The following is a 15,149-nucleotide window of genomic DNA, read 5'->3' as shown; positions in this document are numbered from 1 at the left end:
GACCGACAACATCCTGCGGAATGCGGCGTCCGTCGCGACGGTCATCGCGACCGCGCGCGTGACGGCAGGATCCCCGGTCGTCACGCTCTCGAACGCCGTGTTCACTCCCGGCATGGTCGGCCAGCGCATCCAGATCCTCGATGTCGGCCCACGCGCTGGCCGCGTCGGCGCGCCCGGCTCGATGTACGGCGCGATCATCGCAGTGACGTCAACGAGCCAGGTGACGCTCGACACTCCTGCCACGTCGTCGTCGACGGCCGCGCACATGTACCTCTACCCGCACAACGACTCGAACATCTCGATTCAGGGCGGCACCTGGATCAATCAGAACAAGAACGCGCTCTCGCAGGTGCTCTCGGGACACGGCTTCTTGATCCGGCGGGCCTCAGGTGTGACCCTCGCCAAGCTCACGGTGAAGTCGACAGGACGGGCACAGCAGGGCGGCCAGTACGCCATCTCGCTCGCCGACGTGACGAACGTCACAGCCGCGAGTCTCACCTTCACGAACACGGCCTCCGACGGGCTCCACGTGCAAGGACCCGCCTCGGGGATCACCGTGCAGAACATCGTGGGTACGAACTCGGGTGACGACCTCGTCGCCTTCACCGGCGTCGACGGGCAGAGCCACGACGGCTCCCGTCTCGGCGACTGCGAAGGCGACATCTCCAACGTCACCGTGCAGAGCGTCAAGGGCACGAGCTGCCTCACCCACCTCAAGATCACATCGGGTGTGGGTGCGGCCGGTGTTCAGCGACACGTGACCGGATTCCAGGCCTCGGGCATCACGGGGACCGTGACGGGGACGTCATCGATCAACATCGTCAACTATGCCGGCACCACGTCGTTCGAGGGCAGCATCTCGAACGTGACCGCGTCACCCAACGGCACTTCGCCCATCGTCAACATCGGCGCGGCGTCGGTCAGCGCGATCACCATCGACGGGGTCACCTGGCCGGCCTCGGCCAAGTCCACACCCGACAGCGGCATCGTGAACCTCGCCAGCCCCTCCGTCGGCACGGCGACCGTTCGCAACGTCGTGCTGAAGTCGACGGCGAAGAGCCGCGCCACCGGCCTCGGCTGCGGTGTCCGCCTGCTGTCGGCCTCAGTCGGGGCACTCGACGTCTCGGACGTCAGCTGCCCAGTGCTCGCGCCGCACTTCGACTCCGTGCAGTTCGCGGCCCCGGGCATCGCCGTGAACACGCTGACCATCGCGAGCGACACATCATCCGCTCTCGACGGCAACGTGCTGCACTTCACCCCGGCGAGCACGGGGTACTCCATCGGATCGGCCGCCTTCACGGACATCCTGCGCACGACCGGGTCGATCTGGGAGGCCGACGTCGACGGGGGCGCCGTCGCCACGGCGATCACCGTCAACCGGTCGACGGGCGGCCGCGCGTTCGCACTGCTGCGCAGCCCGGCCACGATGACGCTGTCGAACATGAAGCAGCCCTCCCCGTCGGGCGCCGCCGTCCGGCTCATGTCACCGGCAGCGTCGCCCGTGCGAGTCGTCGTCAGCACGTCCACGCGGCCGGCCACGCTGATCTCGCGCACGGCATCACAGGCGGTCTCGGCCGTGTCGCCGACCATCGTCGTCGACCAGACGCTGCTGACGCCCCTCGACGGCGACATCATTCTCAACGCCAACCAGGGGCGGATCCAGTACGACGCCGCGACGTCCACGTGGGTCTCGCCGAACTCGACACCGGCGCCTCAGGCGACACCCAACAAGCCGGCCGCAACCATCCATGACGCACCCCCACCACGACACCGACCAGCAATCCGGCAACACCAACATCGACCGCCACACCGTCGGCAACCCCGGCGCCCACTGCCCCGCCAACGACTCCCCCAGCAACATCTCCCACAACGCCCGCAGCGCCAACAGTAGGCAGCGCTGCGGCGTCAGCCTCCACAACCGTTCCCGCCACATAAGCCTGCGGTCCGCACCGCCGCAAATGCCCTGAAGCTTCCGATAGACATCACGAGCGTCATTGACGCCTGCAAGACCCTAGGGACGGAAACGACCGGCCAACAGTAGATGGCCACAGAGACCGATTCCGAAGAACGGATCGCAATCAACGCCTACGGCGGGCCCGATCCCCTTCCCTCTAAAGGACGGAATCTTTTCCACCACCACCTCTCAGCGGCTGCTGACCAGTTGAAGTATCAACGCGCGTAAATGCGTTTATCAGGGGTCAGTCGTGGACGATGAAAGCGACATCCGTCGGCTCCTCGCCGCACAGCTTCGCCACGCGGTCTGCCGCCAGCTGCCTGGTGCGCCAAGTCACTTGAGTGCCCGGCCAGGGGAGAGTGGAACCGGCCGAAGCTGTCCCCAAGGGCTGGGCGCGGCAAGAAAGAGCCAGACCCGCAAAACGCGCGGCCTGGCTCCTTCGGTTACTGCAGCGGCGGCAAGCCCTACTCAGCCGCCCGACGGCGACGCAGCACACCAAGCACGGTGAGCAGCGCGCCGAGCGCCAGCAGGCCGCCGGCGAGGCCGAGGGGGGCCTCGACGTTCGAGCCCGTGAAAGCCAGCGAGCCGGTGCCGTTCGAACTGCTGTCGGCGAGGGGCGTCGTGCCGGTGGCCGCGGGCGCGACCGGGCCTGTCACGGGCGTGGCCGTCGTCGTGCCAGGGCCGGAGTTGCCGCCGGTCGGGGTTCCCGGGCCGGTGCCCGTGCCGCCGCCGGTGACGGGGGTGCCGGTGTTGGGGGTGCCCGCGTTGCCGCCGGTCGGCGGGGTGCCTGCGGCGCCCGGGGTGACTTTGGCGAAGTAGTCGTTGCTGGCCGTGACCGCCGTGCCGCTGACGACGCCGGTCGCGGTGACCGTGCCGACGTCGTGGTGGTCGGGGCCGGTCGACGAGACGCCGCTGAGAGCCGAGGTGCAGGGGAAGCTCGCGCCGGCGGGGAAGCGACCGGTGAAGGTCGTGCCGGTGGACGACCCGCCGAACGCCGAGAAGTCGCAGCTGAGACCGGTGACCGTGCCGTTCGCGAGCACCTGGTCGGTGACGGCGACATTCGTCAGAGCGTCGGCGCCCGTGTTGGTGATCCTGTAGACCAGGGAAGCCTGGCCCGAGACGGGCAGGGTCGCCGCCGTGAGGTCGGTGTCGGCCGCGTTGCCATCGGCGTCGCCCTTGGTGATCGACACCGCGGACACGGCGTTGACACCCACGCCGGTGCCGCCGCCGGACGACTGCACGTTGGAGGCGTTGGCGTCGGCGCTCGTGGTCACGCCGCCGGCCGTGGTCGTGACGACGGCCTGGTTGACGAAGGTCTGGGGGGCGGCGTCGCCCGTGGCTGCGAGCAGGCTGGTCGAGTAGGTCAGCACGATGATGTGCGACGCGGCGACCGCGGGCAGAGTGGCCGTGAGTGACGTGCGCGTGCACGACTTCGCGGTCGGCGTCACCGGCGTCTGAGCCGCGATGCTGTTGTTCGCGGCGATGGTCTGGTCGACGTAGCCGACGGTCGAGCAGTCGAACGTCCAGTTCTGCCCGCTGGGCACCGAGTCGGCGATCGTGGTCGACGTCGACGGGCCCATCGGGGTGTCGACGTGATAGGCGATGAAGTCCTTCGGGTGGAGACGACCCTCATCCGTGCTGAATTTGCCGTACTTGATCGGGATCGAACGGTCGCCGATGATGCCCGTCGGGGTGATGCTCGTGCTGAAGGTCTTGCCGTCGTTCGTCGTCGACGTGATCGGTGTCGGCGTGCCCGAGGGCATCTTCGCCGCCGAGAAGTCGGAGACCACGTAAGCCGTGCCGTGGGTCTGCAGGTGCGTCGACGCGTAGGCCGTCATCGTGAACGTGATCACGGCAGGCGTCGTCTGCGACAGGACCGCGTTCGCGACGACGGCGTCGGTAGCCGGGTCGTGGAGCGCGAAGCCGGCGGGCAGATCGGTCAGATCCGAACTGAGGGTCAGGGTGAACATGTCGCCGGCCCGGGTGCCGTCGGGCACCTTCCAGTCGATGTCCGTGGTGATCTGCGAGCCCTGGTGGGGCGTCGTCGGGGCGACAGTGACGGTGGTGATCGCGCCGCCGATCATGGTCGAGGCGGCGTGCGCCGAGAGGCCGAAGGTCAGCGACGCGATGCCGACAGCGGCGACGGCAGCGACCGCGAGCAGAGAACGGAGTCGGCGGCTTTTCGGCGCGCGCGACAAGGGCAGGAGGGACATTCGGGGCCTTCGGGGTTCGGGTTGTCAAGCGCGCCGACGGGGCCCCGCCTTGCGTGGCCGTCTTGGGCGAACGGCCGCACATCGGGTGATCTGGGCAGGGCTCGGGCGCGCCTGCGGGTGGGTGTCCATTCACCATAACCCCCGAACAGGGGTCAGGGGGAGGGCTTTCTGCCGGGCATCCGCTGCGCGTAGTGCGGCAGGCCAAGGCCTCAGCGCAGGGCGAGCGCCATGGCCTGGCCCTCGTCGAGACCCCGAGCTTCGCGAAGATCGTGTTGACGTGAGCCTTGACGGTGGCGACGCTGACGAAGAGGAGGCCCGCGATCTCGGGGTTCGAGCGACCCTCGGCGATGAGGGCGAAGACCTCGGCCTCGCGCGGCGTCAGGTCGGGGTGGCGAGCGCGGAGGGAGTCGGCGGTGACCGGCGTCGGGGAGATGGGGGCGTCGGATCCTGCAGCCTGTGACGCCCCCGCGTGGGGCGTCGCACCCGGCGGCGCTGCCGGCGCGGGTGAGCCCGTCAGGCTCTGCACCAGCAGGGCGCCGACGGAGGCGTCGAAGATCGACTGGCCGGCGGCGACGGCGCGGATGGCGCTCTCGAGCTCTTTGCGGCCGGCGTCTTTGGTCAGGTAGCCGCGTGCCCCGCGCGGAGGGCCCCGACGATCGACTCGTCGTCGGCGAAGGTCGTCAGCACGAGCACGGCCGTCTGCGGGTGCTCGGCGAGCACGCGCGCTGTGGCCTCGGCGCCCGAGATCTCGGGCATGCGCAGGTCCATCAGCACCACGTCGGGGCGCAGCTCGTCGACCCGGCGCACAGCCTCGAGGCCGTCAGCGGCCTCGCCCACGATCGCGAAGCCGTCGACGAGCGAGAGCAGGGTGACGAGGCCGTCGCGGACGATCGCCTGGTCGTCGGCCACCAGGATCCGGATGGGGTCAGCGGGCACGGGTTCAGCGCGCACGGGGTCAGCGGGCACGGGCGGTCTCCGTCGTGTGGGGGGTGGGGTCGGCGACCGGCAGGGCGGCCTCGACGACGAAGCGCTCGCCGACCGGGCCCGCGGTCAGCTGCGAGCTGTCCGCGAGGGCGTCGAAGCGCTCGCGCATACCGAGCAGGCCGTGGCCGCCGCCAAGCCGCGCCGAGGCGGGGGCGGGGTCGGGGCGGGGGCGCCTGTGAGCGGGGCCTCCGCGTCGGCCGGCCCGAGGCCGTTCGAGAGGCGAACCCGCAGGATGCCACCGGTCACCGGGCCGACCCCCAGACTCACCACCTCGCCCGGAGCGTGCCGGCGCGCATTGCTCAGCCCCTCTCTCAGCACCGCCGCGAGCACCCGGCGGTGGCGCGGGTCGAGACGGGCGATGTCGGCAGTGCCGCCCGTGACGACGACGCGGCCACCGAGCGACTCGTGGGCGGCGAGCAGGCGATCGACGGCGTCGGGAGCGGCGAGGGGGTCGTCGGTGTCGGCGCCGCCATCGGTCTTTCGAGCCGGGTCGGCCTCCGGGTCGCGGAGGGTCGCCACCGCTCGGCGAGCCTCGCCGAGGCCGTCGGCGGCGAGCACCCGAGCGGCGGTCACCCGGAGGGCGGCGTCCTCGGTGCGACCGCTCTCGAGCAGGGCCTCGACCGCGTCGAGCTGGATGACGAGGCCGCCGAGGCTGTGGGCGAGCACGTCGTGGATGTCACGAGCCACCGTCGCGCGATCGGCCAGCAGTGCGCTGCGGGCCTGCTCGCGCTCGACGTCGAGCTCTCGTTCGAGCAGCTCGCGCTCGCGCAGCTCAGCAGCACGGGCCTGGCGGCGGCTGATGCCCACGACGAACCCGAGGGCGATCCCGGATGCACAGCCGACCAGGAAGGCGGCCGGGCGGGCGTCCAGCAGAGAGGCGGCCGTGATGATCGCGAGGCCGACGAGGGAGAGGATCGCGCCGAACGCGAGCGGGCGACGCGGCTCGGCGGTGGCGGTCAGGGCGCCGATGATCGCGGGCGTGATGAGCAGGGCCTCGGTCGGAACGACCATGACGGAGCCGCCCACCAGCATCACGCAGGCCAGGACGTCGCGCACCCGATCGCGGGCCGGCGTGCCGGGGAAGATCAGCACCCTCGCCGCCCACGACGCGAGGGCGACAAGCGAGACGGTGATGACCACGGGGCTCAGACCGCCGTGGGCAGGCGCCTCCTGGAACAGCCAGAACCCGACGACGACGGCCCCGATCACGCTGAGCAGCGCGCCGAGGCCGAACCGACCGGAGGTCGAAGGCAGGCTGATGGTCACGAGTGCCATCATGCCCTGCCCGGGGTCAACGACGGATCGGAGTGCGAGCCGCCTGCGGGAGCTTGCTGTCGATCACGAGCGCGCTGGCCGCACGGCTGACCGCGACGGTGAGCAGGATCACGCCGGTGGCGGTGAGCAGGTGAGCGCCCATGACGCCGCCCAGCACGTCGAGCCCGACGCGGACGAGGATCAGCACGACCCACAGGGCAGCACCGGCGCGACCCGAACGGGCCTCGATGACGCGACCCTTCGAATCCGGCCGAGCAGCGGTGCGGAACGTCGTGAGCTTGCCCATCATCAGGCCGATGACGACGGCGATGACGAGCTCGATGCCGATGAAGGCGATGTCGGGTGCGCCGACGACGGTGCCCTTCGACATCGAGCTGAGGTTGATGACCCCGATGATGCCGAGCACGATCGGCAGGCGCCAGATGCTGCCCCGGTCGATGCCGGTCCAGCGCAGCTGGCGGTAGACGAGGTAGGCGACGAGCGCGAGCCCGATGACGACGTTCTCGATCAGCTGGATGCTCACGAGTGATCCCTTTCGAAGTGGTCTGCGGCCGGTTTTCGACCTGGATCCAGCCTCGCGATCCTGGGGCCTTCGCCCCACCACCCGTGGGTGGAGACCTCGTTCGGCGCGGGTGGAGATCTGCGCGGGGCGGGTGCGGACCGGCATGGCAGACGAGCACGGAGACCGGCATGGCAGGCTTGCGGCATGGCTTCCACCCCGTCTGCCGGCTCGAGCGGCTCCTCCCCCGACGCGCCCGTCGAGATCCGCCTCGGCGCGGGGCTCGCCCGCATCGACCCCGACCGCTACAGCCCGGGCTCGTTCACGCTGGTCGTCGACGGCACCCCGCAGTCGCACGTCGACCTCGACGACCCGACGCACCTCGTCTTCGAATACGTGCGCCGCATCGGCCACGCCATCGACCTGCTGCCGTCCGGCCCGATCACGGCCCTCCACCTCGGCGCCGGCGCCCTGACCCTCCCCCGCTACGTCGAGGCGACCCGGCCCGGCTCTCGCCAGCAGGTGATCGAGCTCGAGAAAGACCTCGTCGACCTCGTGCGGGCCGAACTGCCCCTGCCTCGTGGCGCCTCCCTCCGCGTCCGTTACGGCGACGCCCGCGAGGTGATGGAGAAGCTGCCCGCGGGGCTCCGCGGCACGGTCGACCTGCTCGTGGTCGACGTGTTCGGCGGCTCCAGGATCCCCGCGCACGTCACCTCGCTCGAGTTCTATGAGGCCGCTGCCGCCTTCTTGTCGCCCCGTGGCATCCTGGTCGTCAACTCGGCCGACGGGGCCGGCCTGCAGTTCGCGCGAGGGCAGGCGTCGACGCTCGCCACGGTGTTCGCCTCGGTCGTGGCCGTCGCCGACCCCGGCACGCTCAAGGGGCGGCGATTCGGCAACGTGGTGCTCGTCGGGTCTCAGCAGCCGCTGCCGGTCGACGAGATGCCCCGGGTCTACTCGAGCGACCCGCTGCCGGCGAAGGTGGTCGCGGGGCGCGAGCTGCGCGACTTCATCGCGGGGGCGCCGGTCGTGACCGATGCCACCGCGGTGCCGTCGCCGGAGCCGTCCCGCAGCGTCTTCGGGGGCGCTAGCTCGGTCGTCGCTGGCGGTGTCGGGCCGAGGGCGGACGGCTAGGACTGGCTGGGGGCGTCGTCGGCAGGATCCGCGGGGGCGGCGCCTCCGAGCAGGTCGCGGATCTGCGCCTCGGCCTCGTCGCCGGCCGAAGCCGCCTCGACGTTGGCCTCGGTCACGGCCCGGACGACCTCTTCGCGCTGCACCTTGATGCCGCGGGGGGCGTCGATGCCGACGCGGATGCCGTCGCCCCGAGAGTCGAGGATGGTGAGGACGATGTCGTCACCGATGAGGATCCTCTCCCCGACCTTGCGCGTCAGCACCAGCATCCGGCCAGACTACCGGAGCCCGGCAGCCACCAGAGTGCGCAAATTGCGGGTGAGGGCGAAAGTGAGGGGCGAGTTGCGCACTCTCGGGGGGGGGTGCCCCTATGTGTTTTGTCAAGCAGCAAGGGCGTGATCGGTTTCGTAGAGGGTGCCGTCGCGGAGCATTGCGAAAAGGACGTCGCAGCGGCGTCGTGCGAGTGCGATGAGGGCTTGGTTGTGGCGTTTGCCTTGGGCGATCTTGCGGTCGTAGTAGGTCCGTGAAGTTGGGTCGCGGAGGGCTGCGAAGGCGGACAGGAACAGGGTGCGTTTGAGGATCTTGTTGCCTCGCCGGGACGGATGTTCGCCCCTGATCGACGACCCCGATCTCCGAGTCACCGGCGCCAAACCCGCGTAAGCGGCGAGGTGGCCAGAGGTCTCGAAGTGTTTGCCGGCGACTTCGGTGAGGAGCCTGGCTGCGGTCCTGGCGCCGACTCCCGGCATGCTCGTCAGGACGGGCGAAAGAGGGTGCGCCTCCACCAGCTTCTCCACCACCACGGCGATCTCTGATCGCTGCCGTCGCAGCGCCGCGAGTTGCTCCGCCAGGCGCGGCAAAACAGTCGCGGCCGCGTTGGTGCCGACCACCACGACGGTCTGCTGGCTCAGGGCCTGGGTGATTTCCTCGGCCAGACGGCGTCCCATCCGCGGGCCAGCTTCAGCAGCCGGGTTGACATGCGGGTGGTGCCGGCCGACTTCATCGCGGCCGGGGACGGGTAATGCTGGAGCAGGTCGAGCATCGCGGGGTGGTCCAGGTGAGGCCCGACAACCCGCTCCAATGCTGGGTGGATCTGGGTCAGCAGGCCGCGGATTCGGTTGCTGGTGGCGGTCATCTGCTGCAGGATGTCGTCGTCGAAGCCGCAGAGCATGGACAGCTCCGCGACGGATTCGTCGGCCATCTGGATCGACCGCAACGCATGCGGCAACGTCCGCGCAGCTTGGGCGATGATCGCTGCATCGCGGGCGTCGGTCTTCGCTTCACCGGCGTGGAGGTCGGCGATGCGTCGCATCGCCAGCCCGGGCAGATACCCGACGAGGACACCCTCGGACTGCGCGACGGCGATCGGTAGCGCACCGATGGTGGCCGGCTGATCGACGACCACGAGGACCGTGCCGTGGTCTTTGAGTTTCTGCAACACGGCGCGCATCTTGGTTTCATCGTTGGGCAGGGCCTTGTCGAAGACGACTTTGCCGGCCCGGTTCAGGGCAACGGCGTGGTGTTCGCCTTTGCCCACATCGACACCGACGAACACGTCGACGCTGTCGTAGTTCTCGATCATCACTACTCCATCCACTCGGTCGAAGTGGCCTGGTCACGGCGTCAAGTCTCGGCATCCACGTTACGAACGACCTCGGCAACTTCACCTAGTCGAGCCCCTATTAGCGATCACCCGACGCCAATCGAGCCCGGTGACAACACCCCCGGATCATCAACGACTGGGGGCAACAATCATGCCGGGCCCGACAGGCCAACACCCTCCCAGTTCACACCGTTTGGGCCTACGAAGAAAGTAACGGGGGGAGAGCGGAGACCGAGCGGAGGGAGAGCGGAGACGGAGGTCAGGCGTCGCGCCAGCCGACGGGGAGACCGAGGGCGAGCACGGTGTCGGGGGTGGAGGTGCCGCGGAGGCCGTGGGCCGCGAGACCGTCGGCGGCGACGGTGGCCGTGACGGCGGCGAGCCAGCGTTCGGTGTCGGCGTGCTTGCGTCCGGCGTCGACGGCGATCCAGATCTGGTCGGCGGCGAGCGCGGCGACGATCTCGGGCACGAGGGCGGGTGCTGCGGCGTCCCAGCCGACGGCGACGATGGTCGCTCGGTCGAGCTCGACTCCGGCGGCGCGGGCCTCGAGGGCGGCGCGACGGTCGTCGACGGCGACGAAGCGGCCGTTGGCGGCGGCGCCCGCGACGCGCACTGCCGGGCGTGTGCCGGTCGAGCCGTCGGCGATCGCCTGAGCGGTCGCGACCACGTCGGGGCGCTCGCCGATGACGACGACGAGGTCGCCCGGGCCGTCGAGAAGGGCGGGGGCGGCAGGATCCGACGGGGTCGCGCCGGCGGGCACGCCGCGTCCGGCCCCGGCAGCGCCCGCACCGGCCCCGGCAGCGCCCGCACCGGAGGCAGGCGCGGCAGGGCCAGGCGCGGAGGCCGGCGCAGCAGCAGGCGCCGACGCGACCGGCTCGGGGGCGACCCCGTTGAACGCGAGGTCGTCCATGAGCTCGGCGAAGGCGTCGGAGCGGGTGGACAGGGCGGGGGCCGGCGCGAGCCGGGCCGACGCGGACGGCGGTGGGGTGGTGCCGGCCGAGCCGGTGGGGGCACCCGGCCCCGTGGCATCCTGCGCCCCCGACAGCACGGCGTCGAAGCCTTCGTCGGCCTCGTCGGCGTCGGCGAGCAGAGCAGCGAGGCCCACGCGCTGGGCCGGCGACGGCGAGAACGCCTGCTGGGCGGGCGGCGGCTCGGTCGGGGTGCCGCGGTGCCCGTCGACCGGGGAGCGGGCTGCGCGGCGGCCGCGCTCGGGCAGCTCGACGGTGGCCTCGACGTAGCGCTTCTGGAAGAGCCCGGCGATGCCGAGCCCGCCCGAGGTGACCCGCTGCGCCTCGACGATGCGGGCGCGCGGGCCGTAGTCGTCGCGCACCTTCGTGGCGATCTCGTCGAGGGTCTTGCCCTTCACGACGACGCGCTGGCCGGTCATGGCATCCACCCTATGTCAGCGCCCCCGACGGCGACTGCCCCGCCGGACGCGGCCCCGACGGAGACTGCCCCGACCCGGACTGCCCCGACGCAAACGGCCCGGGCCGCCGACCCGCAGAGCCTCACGCGGCGAGCGCATCTGCCGCGGCCCGCACCACGCCGATGGTCTCGATCGTCGAGCCTGCGGCGGTGGCCTCCTGGTACGACAGCACCGGCAGGCCGCCGTTCTGCGCAGAGACGAGGCGGCGGATCGCAGGGCGAAGGGCTGGCGCGCACACCAGCACGGCCGACAGCCCGTTGGCCTCGGCGTTCGCCACCGACTGCTTGAGCGAGGTCAGGATCGCCTCGATGCGGCCGGCGTCGAGCAGGATCTGGGTGCCCTGCTCGCTGGGGCGCAGGCCCTCGAGCAGTGATTGCTCGAGCATCGGGTCGATCATGATCACTCGCAGCACGCCGTCGTCGAGGTACTGCGCGGCGAGCGCGGGGCCGAGCGCGGTGCGGGCGGCCTCGATGAGCCCTTCGGGGTCGGTCGAGACCTTGGCGCGCAGGGTGAGCGCCTCGCAGATGCGGCCGAGGTCGTTGATCGGGATCTGCTCTTGCAAGAGGCCCTGCAGCACCCGCTGCAGCTCGGCCATGCTCAGCATCGACGGGATCAGCTCGTCGACTGCCGACGCGTTGACGGTCTTCACGCCCTCGACCAGCACGCGCACGTCTTCGCGGCTGAGGAGGCGAGCGGCGTTGTTCGTGATCATCGACGACAGGTGCGTGACCAGCACCGAGACGCGGTCGATCACGGTGGCGCCGGTCATCTCGGCCGAGTGACGCATCTCGGAGGGGATCCACTTGCCCGACAGGCCGAACACCGGCTCGACGGTCGCGACACCGGGCAGGGCGTCGAGGTAGTCGCCGAGGGCGAGCACCTTGCCGGCCGGGGCCGTGCCTCGACCCGCCTCGACGCCGGCGATCCTGATGCTGTACGTCGACGGCGGCAGCTCGACGTTGTCGCGGGTGCGGACCGGGGGCACGACGACGCCGAGCTCCATCGCGATCTTGCGGCGCAGCGCCTTGACACGGCCGAGCAGGTCGTCGCCGGCGCCCGAGACCATGTCGACGAGGTCGGGGGCGAGCAGGATCTCGAGAGCGTGCACCCGCATCTGCTCGAGGAGGTCTTCGGTGGTCTCCGTCGGCGCTGCCGGGGCGGCGAGCGCGGCCAGGTCGGCGGCCTTGGCTGCGGCGCTGGCCTTCGACTTGATGCGCTGGCCGATCACGAGCAGCGTGCCGCCGACGATCAGGAAGGGGACGATCGGCATGCCGGGGATGAAGGCCATGCCACAGGCGGCGACTCCGGCGATCCTGACGGCGGTGCGCGACTGGGTGAGCTGGTTGCCGGCGGTGGTGCCGAGGTCCGACTCGGCGTTCGACCGGGTCACGATCATGCCGGTGCTCACGGCCATGAGGAGGGCTGGGATCTGGGTGACGAGGCCGTCGCCGATGGTGAGGATGCCGTACTTGCTGAGCGCGTCGCCGATCGCGAGGCCGCCCGACATCATGCCGGTGGCGATGCCGCCGATCAGGTTGATGATGATGATCAGGATGCCGGCGATCGCATCGCCCTTGACGAACTTCGACGCGCCGTCCATGGCGCCGTAGAAGTCGGCCTCGCCGGCCACCTCGGCGCGGCGCCTCTTGGCGATCTCGTCGGTGATGAGGCCGGCGTTCAGGTCGGCGTCGATGGCCATCTGCTTGCCGGGCATGGCGTCGAGGGTGAAGCGGGCACCCACCTCGGCCACGCGCTCGGCGCCCTTCGTGACGACGACGAACTGGATGACCACGAGGATCAGGAAGATGACGGCGCCGATGATGACCGAGCCCGCGACCGCGACGTGCCCGAAGGCCTGAATCACATCGCCCGCGAAGCCCTTCGACAGCACGAGACGCGTCGACGCGACGTTGAGGCCGAGGCGGAAGAGCGTCGCGACGAGCAGCAGCGACGGGAAGACCGAGAAGTCCATCGGCTTGCGGACGAACATCGTCGTGAGCAGGATCACGAGCGCCAACAGGATGTTGCAGATGATCAGGAAGTCGAGGAGGAACGACGGCACCGGGACCACGAGCAGCAGGACGATGCCGACGACGCCGAGGGGGACTGCGAGCTTCGGAAGATTCTTCATGACAGGGCTCCGATGAGGGTGGTCGGGGAGGCGGTGGGGTCGGGGATGCGTTCAGGGCTGTCGACGTCTTCGGAGACTTCGGCGTCCTCCGGGTCGAGCGGGATCGTGCCGCCCGGCATGGAGTGCGTGCCGGGCACGGCCGACGAGCCGCGGGCCTTCAGCGCCATGACGAAGGTGAGTACGCGGGCGACGGGCGTGTAGAGGTCGACGGGGATCTCTTCGCCGATCTCGCAGAGGCGGTGCAGGGCGCGGGTCAGCGGCACGTCTTCGACCATCGGCACGCCTTCGGCCTCGGCTCGCTCGCGGATTCCTCGGGCGACTTCGCCCTTGCCCTTCGCGACGACGCGGGGCGCCGAGCGGCCGGGCTCGTAGACGAGGGCGACGGCGAACGCGGTCGGGTTGATCATGACGACGTCGGCGTCGACGATCTTCGACATCATCCGGTTGCGGCTGATGGCGAGGGCTCGTTGGCGGCGCTGATGGCGGATCAGCGGGTCGCCGTCCGACTGCTTGTTCTCGTCTTTGATCTCTTTCTTGGTCATGCGCGTCTTCTTGCGGTTGCGGCGCATGACCACCATCACGTCGAGGCCGCCCATGGCGAGGCCCGCGGCGACGGCCCCGACCACCAGCGACGAGACGCCGCCCGACGTGGCGGAGATGAGGGAGGTGAGTGGCAGGCCGGAGTTCATCAGGATCGGCATCAGGCCGTGGACGACCCCCCAGAGCACGAGGGCGACGACACCGGTCTTGAGCAGGATCTTCACGCCGTTCCAGAGCGCCTGCGGGCCGAACAGGTGCTTCACGCCGTTCAGCAGGTTGAAGTGCTCGAACTTCAGGATCGACTTCTTGAAGTGGATGCCACCCTGGGCGATGCTGACGACCAGCGCCGCGATGGCCGTGACGATCAGCATGGGCAGGATGATGCCGCCGATCGACTCGAGGCCCTGCGACAGCGCTGCCGTGGCCTTCGCCGGGGTGGGCGCGGCGATCACGCTCTGGACGGTGAGCATCTGGTGGAGGCCGGCGGCCTTCGCCCGGGCGATGGTCGAGGGCATCATGAAGACGGCGGCGCCGACTCCGACCCACGCCGAGAGATCCTGCGACTTCGAGAGCTGGCCCTTGCCGTGGACCTCCTTCATCCGCTTCTCGGTGGCTTTTTCGGTCTTCTCGCCGGAGGTGTCGCTCACGCCGCGCCTCCCATCATCTGGACGGCCTGGTCGCCGAGGTGCGAGACGATCTGAGGCATCGCCACGAACACCAGCCCGCCGAGGCCGAGCGTGATCATGATCTTGAGGGGTAGCCCATCTGGAAGGCGTTGAGCGCGGGCGCCACGCGGGTGAGCAGGCCCAGCCCGACGTCGGCGAGGAAGAGGATCACGATCAGGGGCCCGGCGATCTGCAGCGTGGCGAGGAACATCTGCGTGACCGCGGTCACCATCAGCTGCGCCGGGTTCGTGAGGTCGAGCGCACCCGTGACGGGGATCGCGTCGAAGGTGCGGAGGAGCCCGCCGAGCACCAGCTGATAGCCGCCGGAGGTGAACATCAGCACGAGGGCGGTCATCTGGAAGAGGCGGGTGAACTGCGCGCCGTTGACCTGCGACCCGGGGTCGTAGGCCATGGCGAGCTGGAAGCCGCCGAAGAGGTCGATGGCGCTGCCGGCCGCCTGCACCGCGGCGAACACGAGCCAGACCAGGAAGCCGAGAGCGGCCCCCGCGACGATCTGCAGCACGAGCGAGACCAGGAAGTCGCCGGTCGACTGCTCGTGGTAGCCCGGCACGACGCGCGGCGAGACGGCCAGCGCGAGGCCGATCGAGAGAATCGCCTTCACCCGGGCCGGGATCGCCGAGTACGAGAACGGGGGCGCGATGAACAAGAAGGCGACGATGCGGACACCTGCGAGCATCACGGCCTCCACCGCGTTCATGTCGAACCCCATGGCCATG

Annotated in this window: 12 protein-coding genes and 2 pseudogenes; 2 read left to right on the top strand and 12 right to left on the bottom strand. The window is 70.3% G+C overall.

The annotated features are described in order from the left end of the window. Positions 1 to 58 precede the first annotated feature (58 nt). Positions 59 to 1,891 carry a hypothetical protein gene (locus AX769_RS05650; RefSeq protein WP_066276898.1) on the top strand — a complete coding sequence of 611 codons (1,833 nt, stop codon included), beginning with the start codon at positions 59 to 61 and terminating at the stop codon, positions 1,889 to 1,891. Positions 1,892 to 2,418: 527 nt separating this feature from the next. On the opposite strand, the gene AX769_RS23715 is transcribed toward AX769_RS05650, so the two are convergent. From AX769_RS23715 to AX769_RS05630, 6 genes and pseudogenes are all read right to left on the bottom strand, one after another. Further along, positions 2,419 to 4,167 carry an Ig-like domain-containing protein gene (locus AX769_RS23715; protein ID WP_157887468.1) on the bottom strand — a complete coding sequence of 583 codons (1,749 nt, stop codon included), beginning with the start codon at positions 4,165 to 4,167 and terminating at the stop codon, positions 2,419 to 2,421. A 295-nt stretch (positions 4,168 to 4,462) separates the two neighbouring features. Further along, positions 4,463 to 4,693: pseudogene (locus AX769_RS25045) on the bottom strand (LuxR C-terminal-related transcriptional regulator); the annotation flags it as partial. A 92-nt stretch (positions 4,694 to 4,785) separates the two neighbouring features. Continuing rightward, positions 4,786 to 5,133 carry a response regulator transcription factor gene (locus AX769_RS25040; RefSeq protein WP_239451950.1) on the bottom strand — a complete coding sequence of 116 codons (348 nt, stop codon included), beginning with the start codon at positions 5,131 to 5,133 and terminating at the stop codon, positions 4,786 to 4,788. Next, entirely contained in the window at positions 5,123 to 5,260 is a 138-nt protein-coding gene (locus AX769_RS23705) for a hypothetical protein (protein WP_157887467.1), read from the bottom strand. The genes AX769_RS25040 and AX769_RS23705 overlap by 11 nt, the downstream gene beginning before the upstream one ends. Next, complete coding sequence (locus AX769_RS05635) at positions 5,218 to 6,417, bottom strand: sensor histidine kinase (RefSeq protein WP_157887466.1); 1,200 nt, start codon at positions 6,415 to 6,417, stop codon at positions 5,218 to 5,220. The genes AX769_RS23705 and AX769_RS05635 overlap by 43 nt, the downstream gene beginning before the upstream one ends. Positions 6,418 to 6,442: 25 nt before the next feature. Beyond that, a complete protein-coding gene (locus AX769_RS05630) occupies positions 6,443 to 6,949 on the bottom strand; it encodes a hypothetical protein (protein ID WP_066276893.1) in 507 nt (168 codons plus the stop codon). A gap of 183 nt (positions 6,950 to 7,132) precedes the next feature. On the opposite strand from AX769_RS05630, the gene AX769_RS05625 reads away from it, so the two are divergent. Further along, positions 7,133 to 8,056, top strand: a complete 924-nt coding sequence (locus AX769_RS05625; RefSeq protein WP_204249327.1) for a spermidine synthase — start codon at positions 7,133 to 7,135, stop codon at positions 8,054 to 8,056. Here the strand turns inward: AX769_RS05625 and AX769_RS05620 are convergent. The 6 genes and pseudogenes from AX769_RS05620 to AX769_RS05595 form a co-directional block, all read right to left on the bottom strand. Further along, a complete protein-coding gene (locus AX769_RS05620; protein ID WP_066276890.1) occupies positions 8,053 to 8,322 on the bottom strand; it encodes a carbon storage regulator in 270 nt (89 codons plus the stop codon). The two genes, AX769_RS05625 and AX769_RS05620, sit on opposite strands and share 4 nt — an antisense overlap. Positions 8,323 to 8,433: 111 nt before the next feature. Then, positions 8,434 to 9,632 (bottom strand): annotated as a pseudogene (locus AX769_RS05615) (IS110 family transposase). A 280-nt stretch (positions 9,633 to 9,912) separates the two neighbouring features. Beyond that, positions 9,913 to 11,037: a hypothetical protein gene (locus AX769_RS05610; RefSeq protein ID WP_066276888.1), complete on the bottom strand. Its 1,125-nt coding sequence runs from the start codon at positions 11,035 to 11,037 to the stop codon at positions 9,913 to 9,915. Between the two features lie 121 nt (positions 11,038 to 11,158). Further along, positions 11,159 to 13,207 (bottom strand): flagellar biosynthesis protein FlhA, encoded by a 2,049-nt coding sequence (locus AX769_RS05605; RefSeq protein WP_066276885.1) that lies wholly within the window; start codon positions 13,205 to 13,207, stop codon positions 11,159 to 11,161. Further along, positions 13,204 to 14,394 carry a flagellar biosynthesis protein FlhB gene (locus AX769_RS05600; RefSeq protein ID WP_082763511.1) on the bottom strand — a complete coding sequence of 397 codons (1,191 nt, stop codon included), beginning with the start codon at positions 14,392 to 14,394 and terminating at the stop codon, positions 13,204 to 13,206. The genes AX769_RS05605 and AX769_RS05600 overlap by 4 nt, the downstream gene beginning before the upstream one ends. Positions 14,395 to 14,488: 94 nt before the next feature. Continuing rightward, positions 14,489 to 15,148, bottom strand: coding sequence for a flagellar biosynthetic protein FliR (locus AX769_RS05595; protein ID WP_369824065.1), 660 nt, complete (start codon positions 15,146 to 15,148; stop codon positions 14,489 to 14,491). Position 15,149 lies beyond the last annotated feature (1 nt).

The sequence above is a fragment of the Frondihabitans sp. PAMC 28766 genome (genome assembly GCF_001577365.1).
Lineage (GTDB): Bacteria > Actinomycetota > Actinomycetes > Actinomycetales > Microbacteriaceae > Frondihabitans.
This window is presented reverse-complemented; position numbering and strand designations above follow the sequence as displayed.

What these genes read in the sequence shown, in the direction of transcription:
- AX769_RS23715 (WP_157887468.1), bottom strand. Translation starts at nt 4,167, where the DNA reads ATGTCCCTCCTGCCCTTGTCGCGCGCGCCGAAAAGCCGCCGACTCCGT.
- AX769_RS23705 (WP_157887467.1), bottom strand. Translation starts at nt 5,260, where the DNA reads ATGCGCGAGCGCTTCGACGCCCTCGCGGACAGCTCGCAGCTGACCGCG.
- AX769_RS05625 (WP_204249327.1), top strand. Translation starts at nt 7,133, where the DNA reads ATGGCTTCCACCCCGTCTGCCGGCTCGAGCGGCTCCTCCCCCGACGCG.
- AX769_RS05620 (WP_066276890.1), bottom strand. Translation starts at nt 8,322, where the DNA reads ATGCTGGTGCTGACGCGCAAGGTCGGGGAGAGGATCCTCATCGGTGAC.
- AX769_RS05610 (WP_066276888.1), bottom strand. Translation starts at nt 11,037, where the DNA reads ATGACCGGCCAGCGCGTCGTCGTGAAGGGCAAGACCCTCGACGAGATC.
- AX769_RS05605 (WP_066276885.1), bottom strand. Translation starts at nt 13,207, where the DNA reads ATGAAGAATCTTCCGAAGCTCGCAGTCCCCCTCGGCGTCGTCGGCATC.
- AX769_RS05595 (WP_369824065.1), bottom strand. Translation starts at nt 15,148, where the DNA reads ATGGCCATGGGGTTCGACATGAACGCGGTGGAGGCCGTGATGCTCGCA.